This window comes from Nitrosomonas sp. Nm51 (assembly GCF_900111165.1).
Lineage (GTDB): Bacteria > Pseudomonadota > Gammaproteobacteria > Burkholderiales > Nitrosomonadaceae > Nitrosomonas.
This window is the reverse complement of sequence record NZ_FOGH01000019.1, coordinates 1-18788: the sequence shown is the minus strand read 5'-3', so window position 1 is coordinate 18788 and position 18788 is coordinate 1. Positions and strand designations below refer to the sequence as shown.

Annotated in this window: 14 protein-coding genes and 1 pseudogene; 7 read left to right on the top strand and 8 right to left on the bottom strand. The window is 47.9% G+C overall.

The features are described from left to right. Positions 1 to 128: 128 nt before the first annotated feature. Entirely contained in the window at positions 129 to 977 is an 849-nt protein-coding gene (locus tag BMY60_RS08105; protein WP_090332778.1) for a cytochrome C assembly family protein, read from the top strand. A gap of 128 nt (positions 978 to 1105) precedes the next feature. Then, complete coding sequence (locus BMY60_RS08100) at positions 1106 to 1894, top strand: SH3 domain-containing protein (RefSeq protein WP_177166631.1); 789 nt, start codon at positions 1106 to 1108, stop codon at positions 1892 to 1894. Between the two features lie 97 nt (positions 1895 to 1991). Here the strand turns inward: BMY60_RS08100 and BMY60_RS08095 are convergent, their stop codons facing one another. Together BMY60_RS08095 and BMY60_RS08090 are read right to left on the bottom strand one after the other, a co-directional pair. Then, entirely contained in the window at positions 1992 to 3581 is a 1590-nt protein-coding gene (locus BMY60_RS08095) for a sensor domain-containing diguanylate cyclase (RefSeq protein ID WP_256250766.1), read from the bottom strand. Positions 3582 to 3762: 181 nt separating this feature from the next. Then, a complete protein-coding gene (locus BMY60_RS08090; protein ID WP_090332773.1) occupies positions 3763 to 4188 on the bottom strand; it encodes a group III truncated hemoglobin in 426 nt (141 codons plus the stop codon). A gap of 455 nt (positions 4189 to 4643) precedes the next feature. Between BMY60_RS08090 and BMY60_RS08085 the strand changes: the two genes are divergently transcribed. Next, positions 4644 to 6254 carry an NAD-dependent malic enzyme gene (locus BMY60_RS08085; RefSeq protein WP_090332772.1) on the top strand — a complete coding sequence of 537 codons (1611 nt, stop codon included), beginning with the start codon at positions 4644 to 4646 and terminating at the stop codon, positions 6252 to 6254. An 11-nt stretch (positions 6255 to 6265) separates the two neighbouring features. On the opposite strand, the gene serB is transcribed toward BMY60_RS08085, so the two are convergent. Continuing rightward, complete coding sequence (serB, locus tag BMY60_RS08080; protein ID WP_090332770.1) at positions 6266 to 7099, bottom strand: phosphoserine phosphatase SerB; 834 nt, start codon at positions 7097 to 7099, stop codon at positions 6266 to 6268. Between the two features lie 276 nt (positions 7100 to 7375). Next, entirely contained in the window at positions 7376 to 7522 is a 147-nt protein-coding gene (locus tag BMY60_RS16645; RefSeq protein WP_371264199.1) for a GGDEF domain-containing protein, read from the bottom strand. 246 nt (positions 7523 to 7768) lie between these two features. On the opposite strand from BMY60_RS16645, the gene BMY60_RS08070 reads away from it, so the two are divergent. The 4 genes from BMY60_RS08070 (at position 7769) to BMY60_RS08055 (ending at position 13032) form a co-directional block, all read left to right on the top strand. Continuing rightward, positions 7769 to 9265 (top strand): leucyl aminopeptidase, encoded by a 1497-nt coding sequence (locus BMY60_RS08070; protein WP_090332767.1) that lies wholly within the window; start codon positions 7769 to 7771, stop codon positions 9263 to 9265. A gap of 29 nt (positions 9266 to 9294) precedes the next feature. Next, on the top strand, positions 9295 to 9723 hold the full coding sequence (locus BMY60_RS08065; protein WP_090332765.1) for a DNA polymerase III subunit chi: 429 nt from the start codon (positions 9295 to 9297) through the stop codon (positions 9721 to 9723). Positions 9724 to 9747: 24 nt separating this feature from the next. Beyond that, entirely contained in the window at positions 9748 to 10089 is a 342-nt protein-coding gene (locus tag BMY60_RS08060) for a hypothetical protein (protein WP_090332764.1), read from the top strand. A 186-nt stretch (positions 10090 to 10275) separates the two neighbouring features. Further along, positions 10276 to 13032, top strand: coding sequence for a valine--tRNA ligase (locus BMY60_RS08055; protein ID WP_090332762.1), 2757 nt, complete (start codon positions 10276 to 10278; stop codon positions 13030 to 13032). 91 nt (positions 13033 to 13123) lie between these two features. Here the strand turns inward: BMY60_RS08055 and BMY60_RS08050 are convergent, their stop codons facing one another. From BMY60_RS08050 to BMY60_RS15355, 4 genes and pseudogenes are all read right to left on the bottom strand, one after another. After that, positions 13124 to 17638, bottom strand: coding sequence for a calcium-binding protein (locus BMY60_RS08050; protein ID WP_090332761.1), 4515 nt, complete (start codon positions 17636 to 17638; stop codon positions 13124 to 13126). Positions 17639 to 17974: 336 nt separating this feature from the next. Then, positions 17975 to 18379: a TM2 domain-containing protein gene (locus BMY60_RS08045; protein ID WP_090332759.1), complete on the bottom strand. Its 405-nt coding sequence runs from the start codon at positions 18377 to 18379 to the stop codon at positions 17975 to 17977. 43 nt (positions 18380 to 18422) lie between these two features. After that, the gene (locus BMY60_RS08040) at positions 18423 to 18635 is read right to left on the bottom strand and encodes a DUF4177 domain-containing protein (protein ID WP_090332758.1); all 213 of its coding nucleotides are present in this window, start codon (positions 18633 to 18635) and stop codon (positions 18423 to 18425) included. Positions 18636 to 18662: 27 nt separating this feature from the next. Further along, a pseudogene (locus BMY60_RS15355) lies at positions 18663 to 18788 on the bottom strand (IS1595 family transposase); the annotation flags it as partial.

Sequence of the window (18788 nt, the reverse complement as noted above, 5' to 3'; positions counted from 1 at the left end):
CCTCAGAAAATAAATGTATATCAGTAATACGGTGGTGAAAAAATCATGCATTATGCATGTGCATACTATGAATTTGTTAACGTGCCATGTAGACTTAATAATTGTCTATCTATTTAATGACCGTATCAATGATTGACATTTTAACTTATCTTGCAGCTTTTTTGCTTTATAGTCTGGTCGGTTGGTTGATCTGGCGCAGTCTTTACAGGCAGCCCTCTACGCAAACGAACGGTGAAGAAAAAAGTGCCGCTGCGACTGTCCGCTACGTTCATTATGTTATGTTTGTGCCGCTAATGCTTCATGCATTCGTGCTTTATAGAACAATTCTTGCAGGTACAGGACTCAATCTCGGTGTTGGCGGCGCGGTTTCACTGATAGTATGGTTGACTGCCGCTATATACTGGTTTTCGGGATTTTTTAATCGATACCAGGGGTTGCAGACGTTACTGGCGCCGATTGCAGCTGCTGCAGCTATTGCTGTTGTGTTACCGCTTGTTTTTCCTTCACTGAAACCGCTGGAAAATACCGAGCTGCCAGCATTTAAAGCACATTTGATCGTGGCAATGTCCGCATATAGTCTGTTGACGATAGCGGCACTGCATGCCGTTCTGATGACAGTCGTTGAGTATCAGTTGCATCACCCCGCAGCGCATTCGTTATTAACCAATCTGCCACCGTTGTTGGCAATGGAAAAGTTGCTGTTTGCTATTATTTGGGTTGGTTTTATTTTATTGACACTGACACTGCTCAGCGGAATTGTTTTTTCCAAAGAAGTGTTCGACCAGCCGTTGACATTTACGCATAAGACATTGTTTGGTTTCATTTCGTGGGGAACATTCGCGGCGTTGTTGATTGGGCGGCAATTCTATGGATGGCGTGGCAGGATCGCGATACGCTGGACGTTGGCTGGCTTTGCCATGCTTTTGTTGGCTTATATTGGCAGTAAATTTGTTTTGGAAGTTGTATTAAGCCGTTAGGTTTGCATGGTTATGTATCAGTGTTTGTATATAGTTCTGGTGATGGCAAATACCAAGATGCAAAAAAATTCAAGTTAATGATAACTGTTCCGATTGTTATCTGCAGGAAATTCATATCGAAATTGCTCATGTCCGCTACTATGTCACGTCAACTGCAAATAACAAGCCAATCTCAACTGCCGTTTTCTGCATTCCTGCTGTCAGGTGTTCTGCTATCCGGATGCGCTTTGCTAAAAGAACCGGTTGAACCTGAATTGGCGTATTATGAAGAACAGATGCCTGTCAGGGTGCATCAGCAGGAACTCGAGAGCATGAAAATAAAAGTTGAAAACCTGGAAAAGCAATTGGCTGAGAAGGATGCGGTGATCAAACGCATATCCGCACGCGAACAAGATCAAGCACAGGTGATACAGGCTTCAAGTAAAGAAATAGCACGTACTCAAGTTACACTGCACAGACTGGCAACAAAGCCGAGTTCGGCTTCGTTGATTTCAGAAGCCGAAGTAGCCATGGAATATATCAGAAAGCAGCTGACTGCCCAACCTGATATTGAACTCCTTGAAGAGGCAACGCGATTGCTTGATGCCGCTGTTGCTAACTATGGGCAAGGCGACTACGCAACTGCAACCTATTATGCTTCCCAGGCGCTTGAATTTATCAATATGGTGTCAGATAAGGAGCGAGAACTCCCCAGCCGGCCAACCATAAGGTTTAATACGCCGATTATCTTGCATACCACAACGAATGCAAATCTGCGCAGAGAACCTGGCAGACATACGCTGGTTATCGGTACATTGAATAAAGACACAGTATTGACTGCAAATGCATATCAGGGGAACTGGTTGATGGTTCAGACTGATGAAAGTATGCAGGGGTGGGTGTTCAATTCATTGGTTAGCGTGGTCGTTGACGACTAGGGTGTCGTCACGTGTTATGTACAATTAGATCAAGTTAAAGTAATTTTTTGCATTCTTTCTGCAAGCAGGCAGATCCAGCGCGCTGATGTGCTTTTTTTCAGGTTAGGATAGAAACGGGTTGAACCGCATATGCTTGGTTTCTTCCGGCATTTTTCGCTTTGTATAATGCATGATCAGCACGTGAAATAATGGTTGTTGGAGAGGTGTCTTCTGGCTCTGACTGTATAATGCCGATACTTAATGTTACTTGGATTTTATTGTTGGTTGTTTTGCAATCTATCTCTGAAGTCTTGATGCGTATACGTTCTGCAGTGATGGCGGCTTCTTGGATATTGGTTTCAGTCAATATAATAATAAATTCGTCGCCGCCATAACGTGCGGCGAAATCTATGCTTCGAATTGATTGTGATAAATTTTTGGCAACAGCAGCTAATATTTCGTCACCGGCAATATGGCCCAATCTGTCGTTGAGTTCCTTAAAATAATCTACATCTATCATGAGCACGGAAAAAGGCCGTTTATTACGCTGATACCTGAGCAGTTGCTCATTGATGATCAGGTTGAGTTTGTTCCGATTATATAGACCGGTCAACCCATCTGTAATCGATAGCTTTTCCAGTAATTGATTTTTCTGCTGCATGGCCTTGTTGGCAGTCAAAATTTTTGACTGGCTCTGGCGTAATTTTTCCGTCATCAGGTTAAACATGTGCGCCAGTTTTCCAACTTCATCTTTTTGTGTTACATTGGTAATTGGAATGTCCAGATTACCTTTTACAATTTGCCCTGTTGCGTTAATCAAACGCTGCAGGGGAGTGACAATGGAATGACCTAGATAAGTTGCAATAACCGCGACTATAAAGATCGATATTCCTACCAGTATAAAGTACAGGTTGCGCTGTTCTAACCAAGCGGCGTAAACATCACGGTGATTTTTTGTGGCAATGACTGTAAGCGGTAGCTTTTTTGCAGTATAGGCAAGAGCAATTATGTTTTCTTGTGAAGAATTTTGAAAAGTGGTGGATTCCCCGGGATTATTTTTTAAGTAATCAAAAGCAAAGGGAGAAAGTATTGACGGATGTGTTATTTCGGCACGGCTTGTCAGCAATAGAAGGCCATCCGAATCAACTAAAAGAATTTCTCCGTGAGGTGATTTGGTTGAACTTTTTAGTACAGATTTGACATTATTCAAATCATACGTAATTGCTAACTGTCCCAGAATATAATCATCGTAAGAGACGATAGGTAGAATAATACTGACCGTAACAGTTTCATAATACGCATGCAGCTGTGGTGGAGAGACAACAGGGGTATGCGTTATTTTGCCTCCTAACCAATTATTTTGAAGGGGTTCGTTAAGCACATATCGAGAGGAACTGCTGGCGAAAATATTTTTGTTTGTGTCGAGTACAGTCAGTTCCAAAATTGTGTCAAGTTTTTTTTGTACCGAAATAAGATAATGCGTCAGAATTTCCGGTGAACTTTTGCTCTGGGCGTTCTGTGGCCTGGCTGCATTTGAAAGCGCATCGATAATGATTTTAGCTGAGGTCAATGAATTGGCTTCATGAATATTCTGGTTTATCCACGCGTCGACCTCGCGACTCGCATGACTGGCTAAAATTCGTAATTCCCGCTTGACATTATCCTGGATCAGCTCCTCATTCTGATGGAATGAGAGCAAACCGAGCACAAGCGAAGGAACCAGTGTAGACAATAAAGCGAAAACAAAAATTTTGCTTTTGATGCTTTTCAATAGATTTCTCTGTTAAATAATATTCATACAAACAATATAACTTTAAGCTGGATTTATAATTTTTAATACAAGAGAAAGCGTGTAAATGTTGTTTTATTCTTGCTTTTACAGTTAGCGATTAAACAGCATTGAGTTCAACGGGTTGCCTGTCAGGGTAATGGCTCATTTGGTACCCGTGCCAAAGTCTGTTTGCAATAAAAGCAGCAATCATGTTGGCATGTTGTTCAAGTCCGGCGTTATCCATTTCCCTTGTTGTCTGTTTGAATAACGCAAGCCAGCGCTCGAACAGACTGGCTGACAAATCGGGTAGGGCGATATGTTTTGGCATTGGTGCGCCCCGAAAGCGGCTGGTGCCGCGTAATTGAGCAGACCAGAAATTGGTCATCTGGACAAAATGGGCATCCCAGTCGATAACATGCTCCTCAAATATCGGTCCGAGTGATGGGTCTTTCCGCGCTTTGGCGTAGAATTCATGAACAAGCTTTGAAATATCTTCTTCAGTGTACAAATCAGGGTTGGGCGTTGGAAAAGGTGATTGTCTCATATATAAAAGCCTAAATTAATTTAATAGATATAAAAGAAAAAATTGGATTTTTGCAAGCGTCGATATGTTAAACCAGTACAAGTCAATAAAAGTTTATCAAATAGCTATCTTAATGGCTTTCTGGGACATAGCGTAACGCTATTGGCAATTTTATTTGATTATACTGTTTTTGCGTCACATGCGCATTTCACATATCTGCAAACGGCAAGGCCGGACATGCAATATCGAGTGTAAAATGTATGCGAAGTTCAATGTAAACGGACAGTGTCGGTCGAAAGACGGATTGGGCTGATAGAGTACTAGGTGCCGTCATGTGTTATGCGCCATGAAGCGTTTGAAATAGAATGCGTTACTGTTTCCCCGTGCGGAATGTATTTTGAAAAGTTTCTGGCTATCGATATATCGGCTTTCGTCAGGGTGTTTATCGAAACGATCAATAGTAGAAGGCAAGCATTATGAAAGAGTTATACGGAAAAGCATTGCTGGATGATCCGGCCTGCACCAAATCAACGGCGTTCACACGGGAAGAGCGTAAACAGTACGGTTTGCGCGGACTGTTACCCTACGATGTGGCAAATATCAGCAAACAAAAGGAACGTGCACTTGAAAATATGCGGCGCAAAAGCAGTGCCATTGAAAAATACATCTTTTTAAATGCATTGCTGGACCGTAATCAACGTCTTTTTTACCGTACCATGATTGATCATATGGACGAAATTATGCCACTGGTTTACACACCAACAGTCGGAGAAGCCTGCAAGGAATTCGCGCATATTTTCAGGCGGCCTCAGGGACTTTATATCACGCCGGAAGATCGTGGGGATATTGAATCTGTACTTGGTAACTGGCCGGAGCGGGATGTGCGGGTCGTTGTAGTGACCGATGGAGAGCGTGTGCTGGGCCTCGGTGACCTGGGTGCGAACGGTATGGGAATCTCTATCGGAAAAACGGCTTTGTATGTCGCCTGTGCCGGAATACATCCAGCGCACTGCATGCCTGTGATGCTGGATGTGGGCACCAATAATCAGTCTTTACGCGAAGATCCATTATATCTGGGCTATCCATATGCGCGGTTGCAAGGCGATGCATACTTGTCCATGGTCGATGAGTTTGTCGAAGCGGTTCAGAACCAGTTTCCCAACATCCTGATTCAATTCGAGGATTTCTTATCGCCAAACGCATTCAATTTCCTGGATCGATATGGCGATAAAGTATGCTGTTTTAATGACGACATTCAGGGAACGGCAGCGGTAACTTTGGCGGGCGTTTATGCTTCATGCCGAATAACACAAAAAAAATTCTCCGATTTGACAGTCATGTTCCTTGGAACAGGTTCCGCTGCCGGCGGGACTGCGGAATTAATGGCGGCGGCTTTTCATGCGGCGGGTTTGAATATGCAGCAGGCTCGGAAGAGATTGTGGTTTATTGATAGAAAAGGGCTGGTAGTGTCGACCAATGAAAACATCAAGCCACGCATTAAACCATTTGCGCATGAACATTTGCCCTGTAGTTTTGTTGATGCGATTGCGGATATCAAACCTGACGTGCTGATCGGCGCCACAGGTGTGCCAGGCACATTTACCGAGCCGGTTGTGCGTCAAATGGCTGCGGTCAATGAAAGACCTGTGATTATTGCACTGTCAAATCCGACATCGCATACCGAATGTACGGCGGAAGAAGCTTACAGGTGGAGTGATGGGCGTGTTATTTTCGCCAGCGGCAGCCCGTTTGAGCCGGTTCAGTACCGGGATAAGCATTTTGCGCCCGGACAGGGCAATAATGCCTATATTTTTCCGGGTCTCGGCTTGGGCGTGACTGCCTGTTCTGCGCGGCGGATCACGCAAGCAATGTTTCTGGCCGCAGCGGAAACCTTATCCAGACACGTGACCGATCAGGAAATCGCAAAAGGCTCGGTGTATCCATCACTCAATCGTGTGCGCGAAGTGTCCCGTTCGATTGCGGTAGCGGTTTGTCAGGCGGTAAGACGTGACGGTTTGGCGTGTGAAAAGCTGCCGGAAAATCTGGATGAATATATTCAGTCGCTCATGTATGATCCACTTTATTAGCCAGGTGAATTTTACTGGTTAAACAAATGAATGATGCCGTCCAAACCGACATGGTTAAGGGAATAAGTTGCCTGCTGCTGTACCACGGGTTTGGCGTGGTAGGCTATACTGATACCCGCTGCCGCCAGCATATCCAGATCGTTGGCACCGTCACCGACGGCAATGACCTGATCATGTGGAATTCCCAGTTTCCCACAAACACTGCTTAACGCCTCGGCTTTACCTTCCCGGCCAAGAATCTTTCCCAGTACTTTTCCAGTAAGTTTGTTTTCTTGAACCTCAATTGTGTTAGCGGCTGCAAAATCCAATTGTAGTTTTTCTTTGATACGGTCAGTAAAGAAAGTAAACCCTCCGGAAATAACCATGGTTTTCAAACCAGCGGCTTTGGCTTTTTTGAGCATAATTTCAGCGCCGGGGCTCAGTTGCATACGTTCGTCGTAAACTGTTTGCAATGCGTCAATGTGTACGCCGCGCAGCAGTGCGGTACGTTGCGTCAGGCTTTCTTCAAAACTGATTTCGCCGCACATGGTTTTGCGCGTAATTTCAGCGACCTGTTGCTTAATTTGTTGGAAGTCTGCAACTTCATCGATTGATTCGATTGCAAGCAGTGTTGAATCCATATCCATCGCGAGTAATTTGAAATCCGACAGGTGTCGGTCCGGCTTGACAACCGCATAGTCCAGTCCGGCTTCGTTACAATAGTCACTGATACCCTCCTGCCGCTGGATATTTCTCAGTCTGAATGCCTGCCCGGAGATTTTTTCAATTTCATTGGCGCCGGCAAGTTTGGCCAGCGATCTTAAGTCATAATTTTCGACTTCAATACCTTGAATAATAAGATGCATAAAGTGATTTTTGGGTTATTGAATAGATTTGGCTAGGGGTATTAACAATTTTTAGTCCTCAGCAAGGCAGCGTGAGCGCTACTATGTAGTCACGCTACGTGCGCGAATGATAACGCAGTTGAGGACTAAAATGGGCCCAGCCCTATGGATTGTTCCTGAAATATCGCCATGCCGCGTTATTCGTCCTTCATTTGGAATAACCAAGCGGCGCTTCTCATGCCTTGCCTGGCACAGTCTCAGGAACAACAGAAATAATTCACTAATTGTTAACGCCCCCTAGGGTTTTTGCCGCTCGACAATTTGGTTGCGGCCTTCGTTTTTTCCCGTATAAAGTGCTGAATCCGCGGTTTTTAGTAAATCCTCGGGTTGTGTGAATTGCGTTATATCCTGCATGTAGGAGGCAACACCAATTGAAGTGGTTATATTAATACTAATATTTATTCGCGGCTCCTAAATTGCTGGATACGGCAAAAAAAGAAAGGTTGACCGGGCACGTTCGATTGACAATACATTGCCTGCCATTATCCTGCATCGCTCGACACCGTGTTATATTAACCCATAAGCGCGGATTTTGGTATGACACAAGTAAAGACAAGTGTAGTATTGTCAACTGGCTATTCGTGTTTGGATTTTAAACTGAGAAAATAGCAAAAAATAAAGGAGTGCGATGTGGAATTTGGAATCAAAGTAGCAACCACGGATAAACAACGAAGCGCCTGCGTGGTGGTGGGCATTTTTGAATCGAAAAAAATGACGGATGCGGCGAAAGAGCTGGATCGTCTCTCGAAAGGTTATATCAAAGAGATCATCGGTCAGGGCGATCTGGAAGGAAAAGCTAATACTGCGCTGTTACTGCATAAAATTCCAAATCTTCAAAGCAAACGCGTACTGCTGGTCGGCCTAGGCAAGGAACAGGAATTCGGTGGCAGCGCATTTATTGCGGCTGTCCAAACAACATTCCGCACACTACAGAATACTGGCACTACTGACTGTGCGTTTTTTTTATCGGACATACCTGTTCAAAAGCGTGACAATGCCTGGAAAGTTATGCAGATAGCTAAACTGGCCGTTGAAAGCAACTATCGTTTTGACCAACTCAAAAGCAAACCGGAAGCTGACAAAAAGGGGCTGCGCAAAATTACTATCTGCATAGGTAACCGCGCCGATCTGGCGGCCGGTGAAGAAGCGCTGAGTCAAGGTGCGGCTATCGCGCATGGTATGAGTCTGACCAAGGATCTGGGCAATCTGGCGCCCAATATCTGTACGCCGACTTATCTGGCGGAACAGGCCAAAGAACTGGCCAAAGTATACAAACTCAAAGTTACTGTTCTCGAAGAGAAAGATATGGAGAAACAGGGTATGGGCGCATTGTTGGCTGTTGCACGCGGCAGTCATCAACCGGCAAAACTGATTGTGCTGGAATATCAGGGGAAAGGAAAAAAAGAAAAGCCCGTCGTGCTGGTAGGTAAAGGCGTGACTTTTGATACCGGTGGTATTTCATTAAAACCGGCTGCGGACATGGATGAAATGAAGTACGACATGAGTGGTGCCGCAAGTGTGCTCGGCACGCTAAAGGCTGTTGCCGAAGTCAGTTTGCCGGTTAATGTCGTTGGGATTATACCGGCCACGGAAAATATGCCGGGCGGCAGTGCAACCAAGCCGGGTGACGTGGTGACGAGCATGTCTGGGCAGACAATTGAAGTGTTGAATACCGACGCGGAGGGCCGGCTGATTCTTTGTGACGCATTAACCTATGCAGAGCGTTTCAATCCAAAAGCAGTAATCGATATTGCCACATTAACCGGCGCGTGTGTGATAGCGCTGGGACATGTGGCGACAGGTTTGCTAAGCAATAATGAAGCGTTATCGCAGGCGTTGATAAAGGCGGGCGAACAAGCCGCAGATCAGGTCTGGCAGCTGCCACTGTGGGATGATTATCAGGATTTGTTAAAAAGCAATTTTGCGGATATGGCCAACATCGGCGGGCGTGCTGCGGGTACTGTAACCGCAGCATGTTTTTTATCGAGATTTACTAAAAAATACCATTGGGCGCATCTGGATATCGCGGGAACGGCCTGGAAATCAGGTAAGGAAAAAGGATCGACAGGCAGGCCTGTGCCGTTGCTGACTAATTATTTGATTGCTCAGGCGAATGCAAAAAATTAAGGTGCTTTTCTGTTGTGTTACGAAAGATAATGACTGAAATCTATTTTTATTCGAATGCGGCGGACAAGCTGCGTGTTGCGTGCAGGCTTTGTGAGAAGGCTTTGAGTCAGAATGCACGCATCATTGTTTACGCGTTAAATCAGACAACGCTGGAAAAACTCGACAAGCTGCTCTGGACCTTTCAGCAAACGAGCTTTTTGCCGCATTGTTTCATGCATGACGATACAGCGCTGGTCAAATCAACGCCCATTGTTCTGAGTGGCAGCGTGGTGCTGGAAAATGGCTGTACCATATTGTTGAATCTGCATGAACAATGCCCGCCGGATTTTGCGCAGTTCAAACGCGTAATTGAAGTAGCGGGCCAGTCATACGCGGATAAAATCTCAGCCCGAAAACGTTACCGTTTTTACCAGCAAGCCGGATACGTGTTGCATCACCATCAGCTTCAACAGCATTAGGTTAAATTTAAAAGGGAAGTGTTTATGTCTGATACAGTCAAGACTGAAGTGGACGCAGAAAATGACAAAGTCCTGGAAAAATTTAATTTTCTGATTGACAAATATCATCACTATGACAGGTCGACTGTGACGTCTGAAAATGTCAGTGATGTTGACAAGATCCCCGTGCTTACTGAATGCGTGACACTACGATCCAAGCAATTGCAAACACAATTTGATGAATTGTCACCCTTGCGTTTACTGCTGGATGCCGCACTGGTTGATGCCAGCATTGAACTGGATGCGGCCGACAGGCAGGCTCTGGTGCGTGCGCTGGAGAACCGTATTATTGTTCAGGAAAAAGTTCTGCTGGAACAGCAAAACTGAAAAGCTGCCGGGCGGGGAAATTTCAATGCCTGTTCAGAGCGTGTGCTTCGAAAGCAGTTGCACAGCTGGATAGTCCAATACGTGCAATCACGCACAATACGTAAATCATGTTCTATTCCTTTATAATAAAAAGATTTTATTTCATACCAACCAAGATAATTAACCACCTTTCAGATTACAAATTTCATGGAGCTTGAGAAAAGTTTTAATCCTAGACTGATTGAAAACCAATGGTATTCAGTATGGGAATCCGCAGGATATTTCAAACCCGATTATAAAGACAATGCAACTGCCTACTGTATTATGCTGCCGCCGCCCAATGTAACCGGAACACTGCATATGGGGCATGCTTTCCAGCATACGCTGATGGACGCACTGACGCGTTATCACCGTATGAAAGGTGATAATGCACTGTGGCAGCCGGGCACCGACCATGCCGGGATCGCGACACAGATTGTTGTTGAGCGTCAGTTGGACCAAGAGAATATTGACCGGCGTGATCTCGGGCGGGAAGCATTTTTAGCACGCGTGTGGCAGTGGAAAGAATCATCGGGTTCTACGATAACCCGGCAGATGCGGCGATTAGGCACATCGTGTGACTGGACGCGGGAGCAGTTTACCATGGATGCGGCATTATCCCGTGCCGTGACCGAAGTGTTCGTCCGTCTTTATCGTGAAGGGCTGATTTATCGTGGCAAGCGGCTGGTGAACTGGGATCCGGTTTTGCAAACAGCCGTATCCGATCTTGAAGTGATTTCGACAGAGGAAAACGGTTATCTGTGGCATATCCGCTATCCGCTCGAACAACCCGACGGCAATATTTCCGCCGATGAAGCGGTTATTGTTGCAACCACCCGGCCGGAAACCATGTTGGGTGATGCCGCAGTTGCGGTACACCCGGAAGATACACGCTACCAGCATTTAATCGGGCGGCATGTGCGCTTGCCGTTGTGCGAGCGCAGTATTCCGGTGATTGCCGACAGCTATGTTGATCCGGAATTTGGCACGGGTTGTGTCAAGATTACGCCGGCGCACGATTTTAATGATTACCAGATGGGGCAACGGCATCAACTGGTGCCGATCAGCATTTTTACACTCGACGGTAAAATCAGCGAACTTGCACCGGCACAATATCAGGACATGGACCGTTTCGATGCGAGAAAAAAAATCGTAACCGACCTTGAAAACCATGGCTATCTGGTTGAAACAAGGCCGCATAAACTGATGGCGCCGCGCGGTGACCGTACCAATACTATCATCGAACCCATGCTGACCGACCAGTGGTATGTGTCCATGGAAGAAATGGCCCGGCGCGGGCTGGAAGTGGTTGCAAATGGCGCAGTGAAATTTACGCCTGACAACTGGGCGCATGTTTACAATCAGTGGCTGGAGAATATCCAGGACTGGTGTATTTCCCGTCAACTCTGGTGGGGGCACCGCATACCTGCCTGGTACGACGAGGATGGAAATATCACCGTTGCGCATAATCTTGAAGAAGCACGGCAGTTGTCGGGTAAAACCGGTCTCAAGCAGGACGACGACGTGCTGGATACCTGGTTTTCTTCTGCGTTGTGGCCTTTTTCAACACTGGGATGGCCTGACGATACACGGGAATTGAACACATTTCTGCCCACTTCGGTGCTGATTACCGGTTTTGATATCATTTTTTTCTGGGTGGCGCGCATGGTGATGATGTCGTTGCATTTCACCGGTAAAGTGCCATTCAAAGAAGTATATATCACCGGACTGATCCGTGATGCGGAAGGCCAGAAAATGAGCAAGTCCAAAGGTAACGTGCTGGATCCGCTGGATCTGATCGACGGTATTTCGCTGGAGGATCTGGTTGCCAAGCGGACAACGGGGTTGATGAACCCTAAAACTGCACCGGCAATCGAAAAAAACACCCGCAAGCACTTTCCCAAGGGAATACCGGCTTTTGGCACGGACGCGCTGCGGTTTACTTTTGCCAGTCTGGCTTCGCATGGACGGGACATCAAGTTCGACCTGCAGCGCTGCGAAGGCTACCGCAACTTCTGTAATAAACTCTGGAATGCAACCCGCTATGTTTTAATGAATTGCGAGGGCAGGGATACCGGGCTGGATACACGGCAAACGTATGCATTTTCGGATGCAGACCGCTGGATTATCAGCCGGTTGCAGCAGGCCGAGGCTGCCATTGAAAAATATTTCACCTGCTATCGCTTCGACCTGGCTGCAAGGGAAATCTATGAACTGGTGTGGGATGAGTACTGCGACTGGTACGTAGAATTGGCGAAAGTCCGTTTAAACAGTACCCACGAATCCGAACAGCGGGCAACACGTCAAACACTTGTGCGTGTGCTTGAAGCAGTGCTGCGCCTGGCGCATCCAATTATTCCGTTTATTACCGAGGAACTGTGGCAGAAAGCGGCGCCGCTTGCTGGAAAAAACGGTGCAAGCATCATGTGCCAGCCTTACCCGGTAGCCGATCTGGAAAAAATTGACCAGAAATCGATTGAGAAAATCCAGTTACTCAAGGAGATGGTCAACGCCTGCCGTACATTGCGTGGTGAAATGAATATTTCGCCGGCACAGAAGGTGCCGCTGCAGGCTGCGGGCGATAAGCAGGTACTGACTGTTAACAGCCCTTATCTTATGGCGCTTGCCAGATTGTCCGGAATTGAAATTCTGGATCAATTGCCCGACGCCGACGCGCCGGTTTCCATTGTGGGTGATTTCAGACTGATGTTGAAAATCGAGATCGATGTCGATGCCGAACGTGAGCGCCTGAATAAGGAAATAGTGCGAATAGCGGCTGAAAAGTCCAAGGCTGAAGCGAAGCTGTCCAATCCGGATTTTGTCGAGCGTGCGCCGGCAGCCGTGGTGGCGCAGGAGAAAGAACGGCTGGCGGGTTTTAATACTCGACTGGACAGCTTGAACGAACAGCTACAGAAACTGCATTAATCCGCATTGCCATTGGAGCAGCCGGTATTGCTGCTGTTACAATGGTACTGCGGATCATCCGGTACACGGATTGCATGAGTGTGTATCGCAGCTAAATCGTGTATTCGATCCCGGTATTCGATAATCCAACCAGACCGATATTCACCGCGTTCAAATCGGTTTCCGCAGCCAACACACCCAGCTCCCCGGTTGTCATGTCGTTATTCAGGGCATCGATATATGGCTGCGCCTGCTGCGTTGTCGGCGGCGACCCCACGACATTGGTCCAGAGCTGCGTAACAATTTCCTGTGGCGTTTCAAGACCGGCGGCCTGGATTGCCAGTTCAGCCAATTCTTCACTGCTCATGCCGTCATCGAGTAGATCCAGACCGATACCGACAATTCTGGAATTATTGACATGCCCGGCACCAAGAACGGCGCCAATCAATTTGGCTACCTGGCCTGCACCGCTATCCAGATCATACGCAATGCCAATATCGGAGAACAGTAAACGCTCAATACTGGTGAGTGTATCCCGGCCATCATCATTGACCGTGTCTACGATTTCTATACCTTGGGCATTTCGTGAAATTGTATAGTTAGCGATTGGGTATGAGAATATCGTCGTATCCGACCCGCCTTGCCCGTCTATAATGTCATTGCCCTGTTTTCCTTCAAACACATTAACGCCATCATCCCCGTCAAAACGGTCATCGCCGGCTGAGCCGACCAGCGTGGCTGCGCCCGCAATAAATTGTTCAATATTACTGAATGTGCCGCTAACTGTTTGTGTTTCTGTAACAAAATCAATTGCCAGATCTGCGTCTGTCTCTGTCTCTGTGTCTGTGTCTGTTTCGGAAGCGTTGAGAGCTGCGTTTAACGCGAGGTCGTCTGTTGAATTTGAGAAGGTTGCATCCGCCTCCAGCACATCCTGCGGCGTGAACGCTATACCGTTCGCATTGCGCGGCGCAGTTCCGGAACCGTCCTTCCAGACGGGTTTGTCAAACTCGAGTTCAGCCTCATACGTGCCTGCCGACGTGTCTATGTGTATGGTTCCCTTTAACGTGCCGAAATCGAGCGTATCGTTGCCATCGCCGCCGTCTATCGACATATCGCCCAGGCCTATGACGAACCGGTCGTCGCCGGTACCGCCATTGGCGGTGTCATCGCCATCCAGTACCAGCACGTCATTACCGCCACGACCTTCCAGAAGATCGTCACCGGAACCGCCTGCCAGCATGTTGTCAAAACTGTCACCACGCAGCGTATCGTTGCCGTCTCCGCCAATGATATTTTCGATTGCGGCCAATGTGTTATTTTCCTGTCCGCCGGAAAACAATCTGAAAATTGCGCTGCCTGAATCGAGATCGGCGTCCAGGTGGCCGAAGCTGCTGCTCTCGACTTCTCCCTGCTGAGCGCCCGGTGCCGCAAATGCCCATGAAGCGGTGTCGATGCCACTGCCGCCGTCTAAAAGATCATTGCCGGCGCCGCCATGAAGCAGATCGTCATCATCATTGCCAAACAGGTTGTCGTTTCCAGGGCCGCCGTATAGCGCATCCTGTCCACCCCGGCCGTGAATGGTATCGTTACCGCCACCGCCGATGAAGCGTTCGCCGGTGTTGCTGCCTTGCAGTAAATCAGGGTAATCATTGGCGCCAATGAGCTCCTCAACATTGCGAACGTTACCGGTGAACCATTCTCTGTCGTCGAATGTACCGATGGTGCCGGCAAGCAGATCAACCTCAAGACCTGCAAAAATACTGCGCTGGTTTGCTGACAGCGTATCCCGGCCTTCGCCGCCGTCGATATTCACATCGCCGCTGCGCAAGATGAAGATATCGTCGCCATTGTCGCCCATGGCCTGCACGGTCTGGCTCAAGCCCGCATCAATCTCGATGGTATCGTCTCCCTCGCCGCCGGATGCCAGACCGGCTTCCTTGATTACAATTTCATCATCACCGGATTCGCCATGCAATTCAAACGATGGATTGTTGTCTCCACCGTTATTGCCGAGGACAAAGTCATTGCCGTCACCTGCATAAACGGTGATCAGGCCGCGTTCTCTGATATCGAAGTAATCATCCAGGCCGCCTCCGTGGTAAACGTCAAAATTCTCCACGTTGCCCGAGGCAATAACGGAAGGCCCGCTTTCATTTTGCAGGCTGCCGTCCGGCGTGGCCAGTTCGCTGCCTTCCAGTGCATTAAATACACGCAGCGATGAGCCGATTGAGCCGTCGATGCGAACAAGCCAGCGGACATCCGGGACTTCGGTCAGATACAGCGTATCAAAACCGCCGCCGCCGTCATATCTGGCGCCGCCAGTGCCCGCATAAATGGTATCGTCGCCTGCGCCGCCGCCGACATAGCGCCCGGCCCGCTCACCGTACAGCGTGTCATTACCTAGGCCACCGTCGATTTCCGTATGGTTGCCAGAGCCGCCATAGAGCGTGTCATCGAAATCGGAACCCGCAAACTGTTCTATATTCACGGCGGTATCGGTAACGATCACGGTGTTGCCGTCTGTGGATAAGCGCTCGATTTGGCCTGTTTCGGCGAATATTCGCACCGGTCCGGAGGCTTCCTGGGAGCGGGCTTTTAAACGGATGCCATCATTAATATATTCCCGCTGCAGAACATCGCGAATATCGGAGGCGTAGGTTAATGCATCAAAGTCGCCTTCCCCGCCATCGTAGAAATTAACACTTCCGGGTGTGGCCACATCCCCTGCGACCAGTGTATCGTTGCCTTCCGCACCGAACAATGCGTCACTGCCGGGACCGCCAATTAGAATATCCTGACCGCCGCCGCCATCGAGAAAGTCGTTCCCCGCCCGGCCGTCAAGCACGTCCCGGTCGGCGGCGGCGACCAGCCGGTTGTCGGTGGCGTCGCCAAATTGAAACGACTGGCGATGATCTTCAACCACGATATTTTCGATGGAGGACAATGTTGACGTATTATCACTGCCTGCAAAGATTGTTCCGCGTTCGATATCGGCATCAATTGTTGGATTGCCGGATTCATTGTTGATTGGAAACCGCCAGGTGTCGCTGCCGGAACCGCCGGAAAATGTGTCTTCGCCGCCAGTGAAGACGAGCAGGTCATCGCCTGAGCCGCCATTCAGAAAATCGCCGCTGGCGGGACTGCCGGCGAGCATATCATTGCCGCCAAATGCGTTAATGGTGATGGCTGTCGAACGGCCAAACAGAATATCCCTGTTTTCAGTGCCATCCAGTACGTTTTGTCCGGTTACTGCTCTGAATACACTGTTCAGCAAAACGTCGGGTGTCAGGGCGATGTCAGCGAAAACATATAATTCGATGTTTTGTGTTTCATCGGTACCGTCAATGCGGTTCGGGTTGGTCGGATACAGGTGGTTGAACGTAATCGACTCGCCATCTTCGGACTGAGAATAGTTGTATTCCAAAAAACTGCCACTGAATACGGCGATATCGGTGCCTGAGCCGCCATCCAGAAAATCGTTGCCTGCAGCGCCGACCATGATATCGGTGCCTGCTTCGCCAGTCAGAGTGTCGTCTCCATCGCCGCCATACAGCAGGTTATGGCTGCCTGTGCCCGTCAGCGGATCGTTTAATGGCGTGCCGATGCCGATCGGTCCGGTCTGCGTATCGCCAACGGGGTCAACAACTTTCTGGTTGAGTTCGTCCAGCCAGGACGATACGCCCAGATAGTCCTCCAGTTGACCGAGCGGATCGATTTCCAGGAACGCAGTGTCAAAATCCTCCAGAATATTGTCGAAAATGCCCGGGTTGGGCAGCAGTTTATTGATTTTGTCCGAAACTGAATTGATGATACGGTTGATGCCAAGTGTATCCAGAATGTAATCAATGATAGGCTCGACCGTTATTTTAAAGATAAAACCGACTGCATCCAGGATACCTTCAATTGGTTTTAGCACTTTTGAAACCGCATTGAGCGGTCCGCGCAGGAAACTCAGCGACGAAGAAATGCCGTCAAATGCGATCCGTACGCTGAGTACCGGCAAAAACGTTGCGCTGGGCACCGCATTATCCAGTATCTGCGTTTTCTCTTTGACTTCAGCAAAAAGCGTATTGATAGCGGTGATCGCATCATTCGGCGGGGCCACCAAAGCGTCTGCGCCGGCTGCGGCAGGTGCGGCAGGGTCGCCATCGGGGTCAAATTCATCAGCTTTGTCAAGTGCAGTAATCAACTGATCAACAGCAGTGATATTTTTGATCAGCAGGTTTTGCGTGCCGGCAAGTTTCAGATCGTAACTGTCCAGTTTCTCCTGGGCTGCATCGAGCTTTTCTTCCAGTTTGCTGTCATCAATTTTTTTTGCCAGCTGTTTGGCTTTGTCCCTGACTTTGTTGGTCACATTCTGGACACTGTCGAGCACTTTGCCGGCTACTTTGGCCAGAAATTTCAAGGGGCCGGCCTTATCCATCAATTTCAGATTGAGTTTGAGTTTGGCAATAGTATCGCTGAATTCATCGGCTTTGTTCTCGACGGCGTCGACGGCATCTATGGCCATTTCAACTCGGTCAATTTTTTCGTCAACGTCTTCAATCAGTCCGCGGATATCGCGAACATTGCTGTTGGCCTGTGTTAGGTTGCTGCTGTATGAACGCAGCTCTGGTCCTGCAGACATGTATTCTCCCCGTTCCGAGATTACACGCACGCTGTGTATGTAACCGGTTATTGTTTTCGTTTTGAACGAATATGGCGGTGCGCTGCTCTCAGACTCTATTTATCGTTTTTATCAATGTGCAAAGCATGCGCTGAAACGGCGAAGTTACATACTCAGCCGCTTTGCATCAGTACCAATAAAAGGCAAGCAAATAATGTGCCATAATTATAATGACATGAATTATAATTTGTTTTGTGCGGGTAATGAAGATCGAACTGACAAGGTGTAAAAATTTTTTACACTTTCATATCGCGGTGCAGTTCTGGATTTTTCAAAAACTGCGGCGCGCGCATGTGTTTATGGACGGTGCCGGTTACCGGATTCCTTCGTTATCTCCTGGTAAATCTTTTTCATCATGGCATTATTATGCGTCTGCACGATAATCTGCGATCTGAACAGTGCGTACAGTTCAATGATGCTGATAAACACCATGAGTAATATGCCAATCATAACAAGGGGCGTAAACAGCATCACCACGCCGGTGGAAAAAATGCTGATATTCAACAGCCCGCGACCCCATCTGCCCAGATAAAAATGGTGCAGGCCGACAATAAAGATATAGTTTAATGCTGCATAGGTGTCCGGGTCTTTCAGTTGTTTTTCCGCCAGGTTGTGAAAGGCAAACCGTTTGTTCTCGGGCAGGGCGCGCACGCATTTGCGCAGGCGCTCTTCTTCGTCAAGTACGTCCTGTTCGGTAATCATGGATGTTGCCTTAGAGGGGTGTCGTCAAGTGTTATGCGCAATGTCACCGGCCAAGCGTGATGATCACAGCTTCGCGTTTCCAGAATAACATGAAGCGTTTCTGTTCAACGAGCTGGAAGACAAGTTGCCAACCGTCTGCAGCTTCTTTATTGAGCACCGATTCGAGTTTTTTTAACGGCAATCCTGAAGCTCCCAAGAAAATAGTGCCGAGCCCGCCCTCGGTAACGTGCAGTATTTTGTATTCCGAAAAAGCCATGCGTTGTTCCTATTAAATAATATGCCTCTAAACTATTTTCAGTTTAATTGGATTGTGCCACAAGCAAGCACTCGGGAGACGGGAAGGTAATTCAGCTTCCCATGCTCGCCGGTTAAAACGGTAGCAAAACGCATTGAGATATTCTTGCAAGTA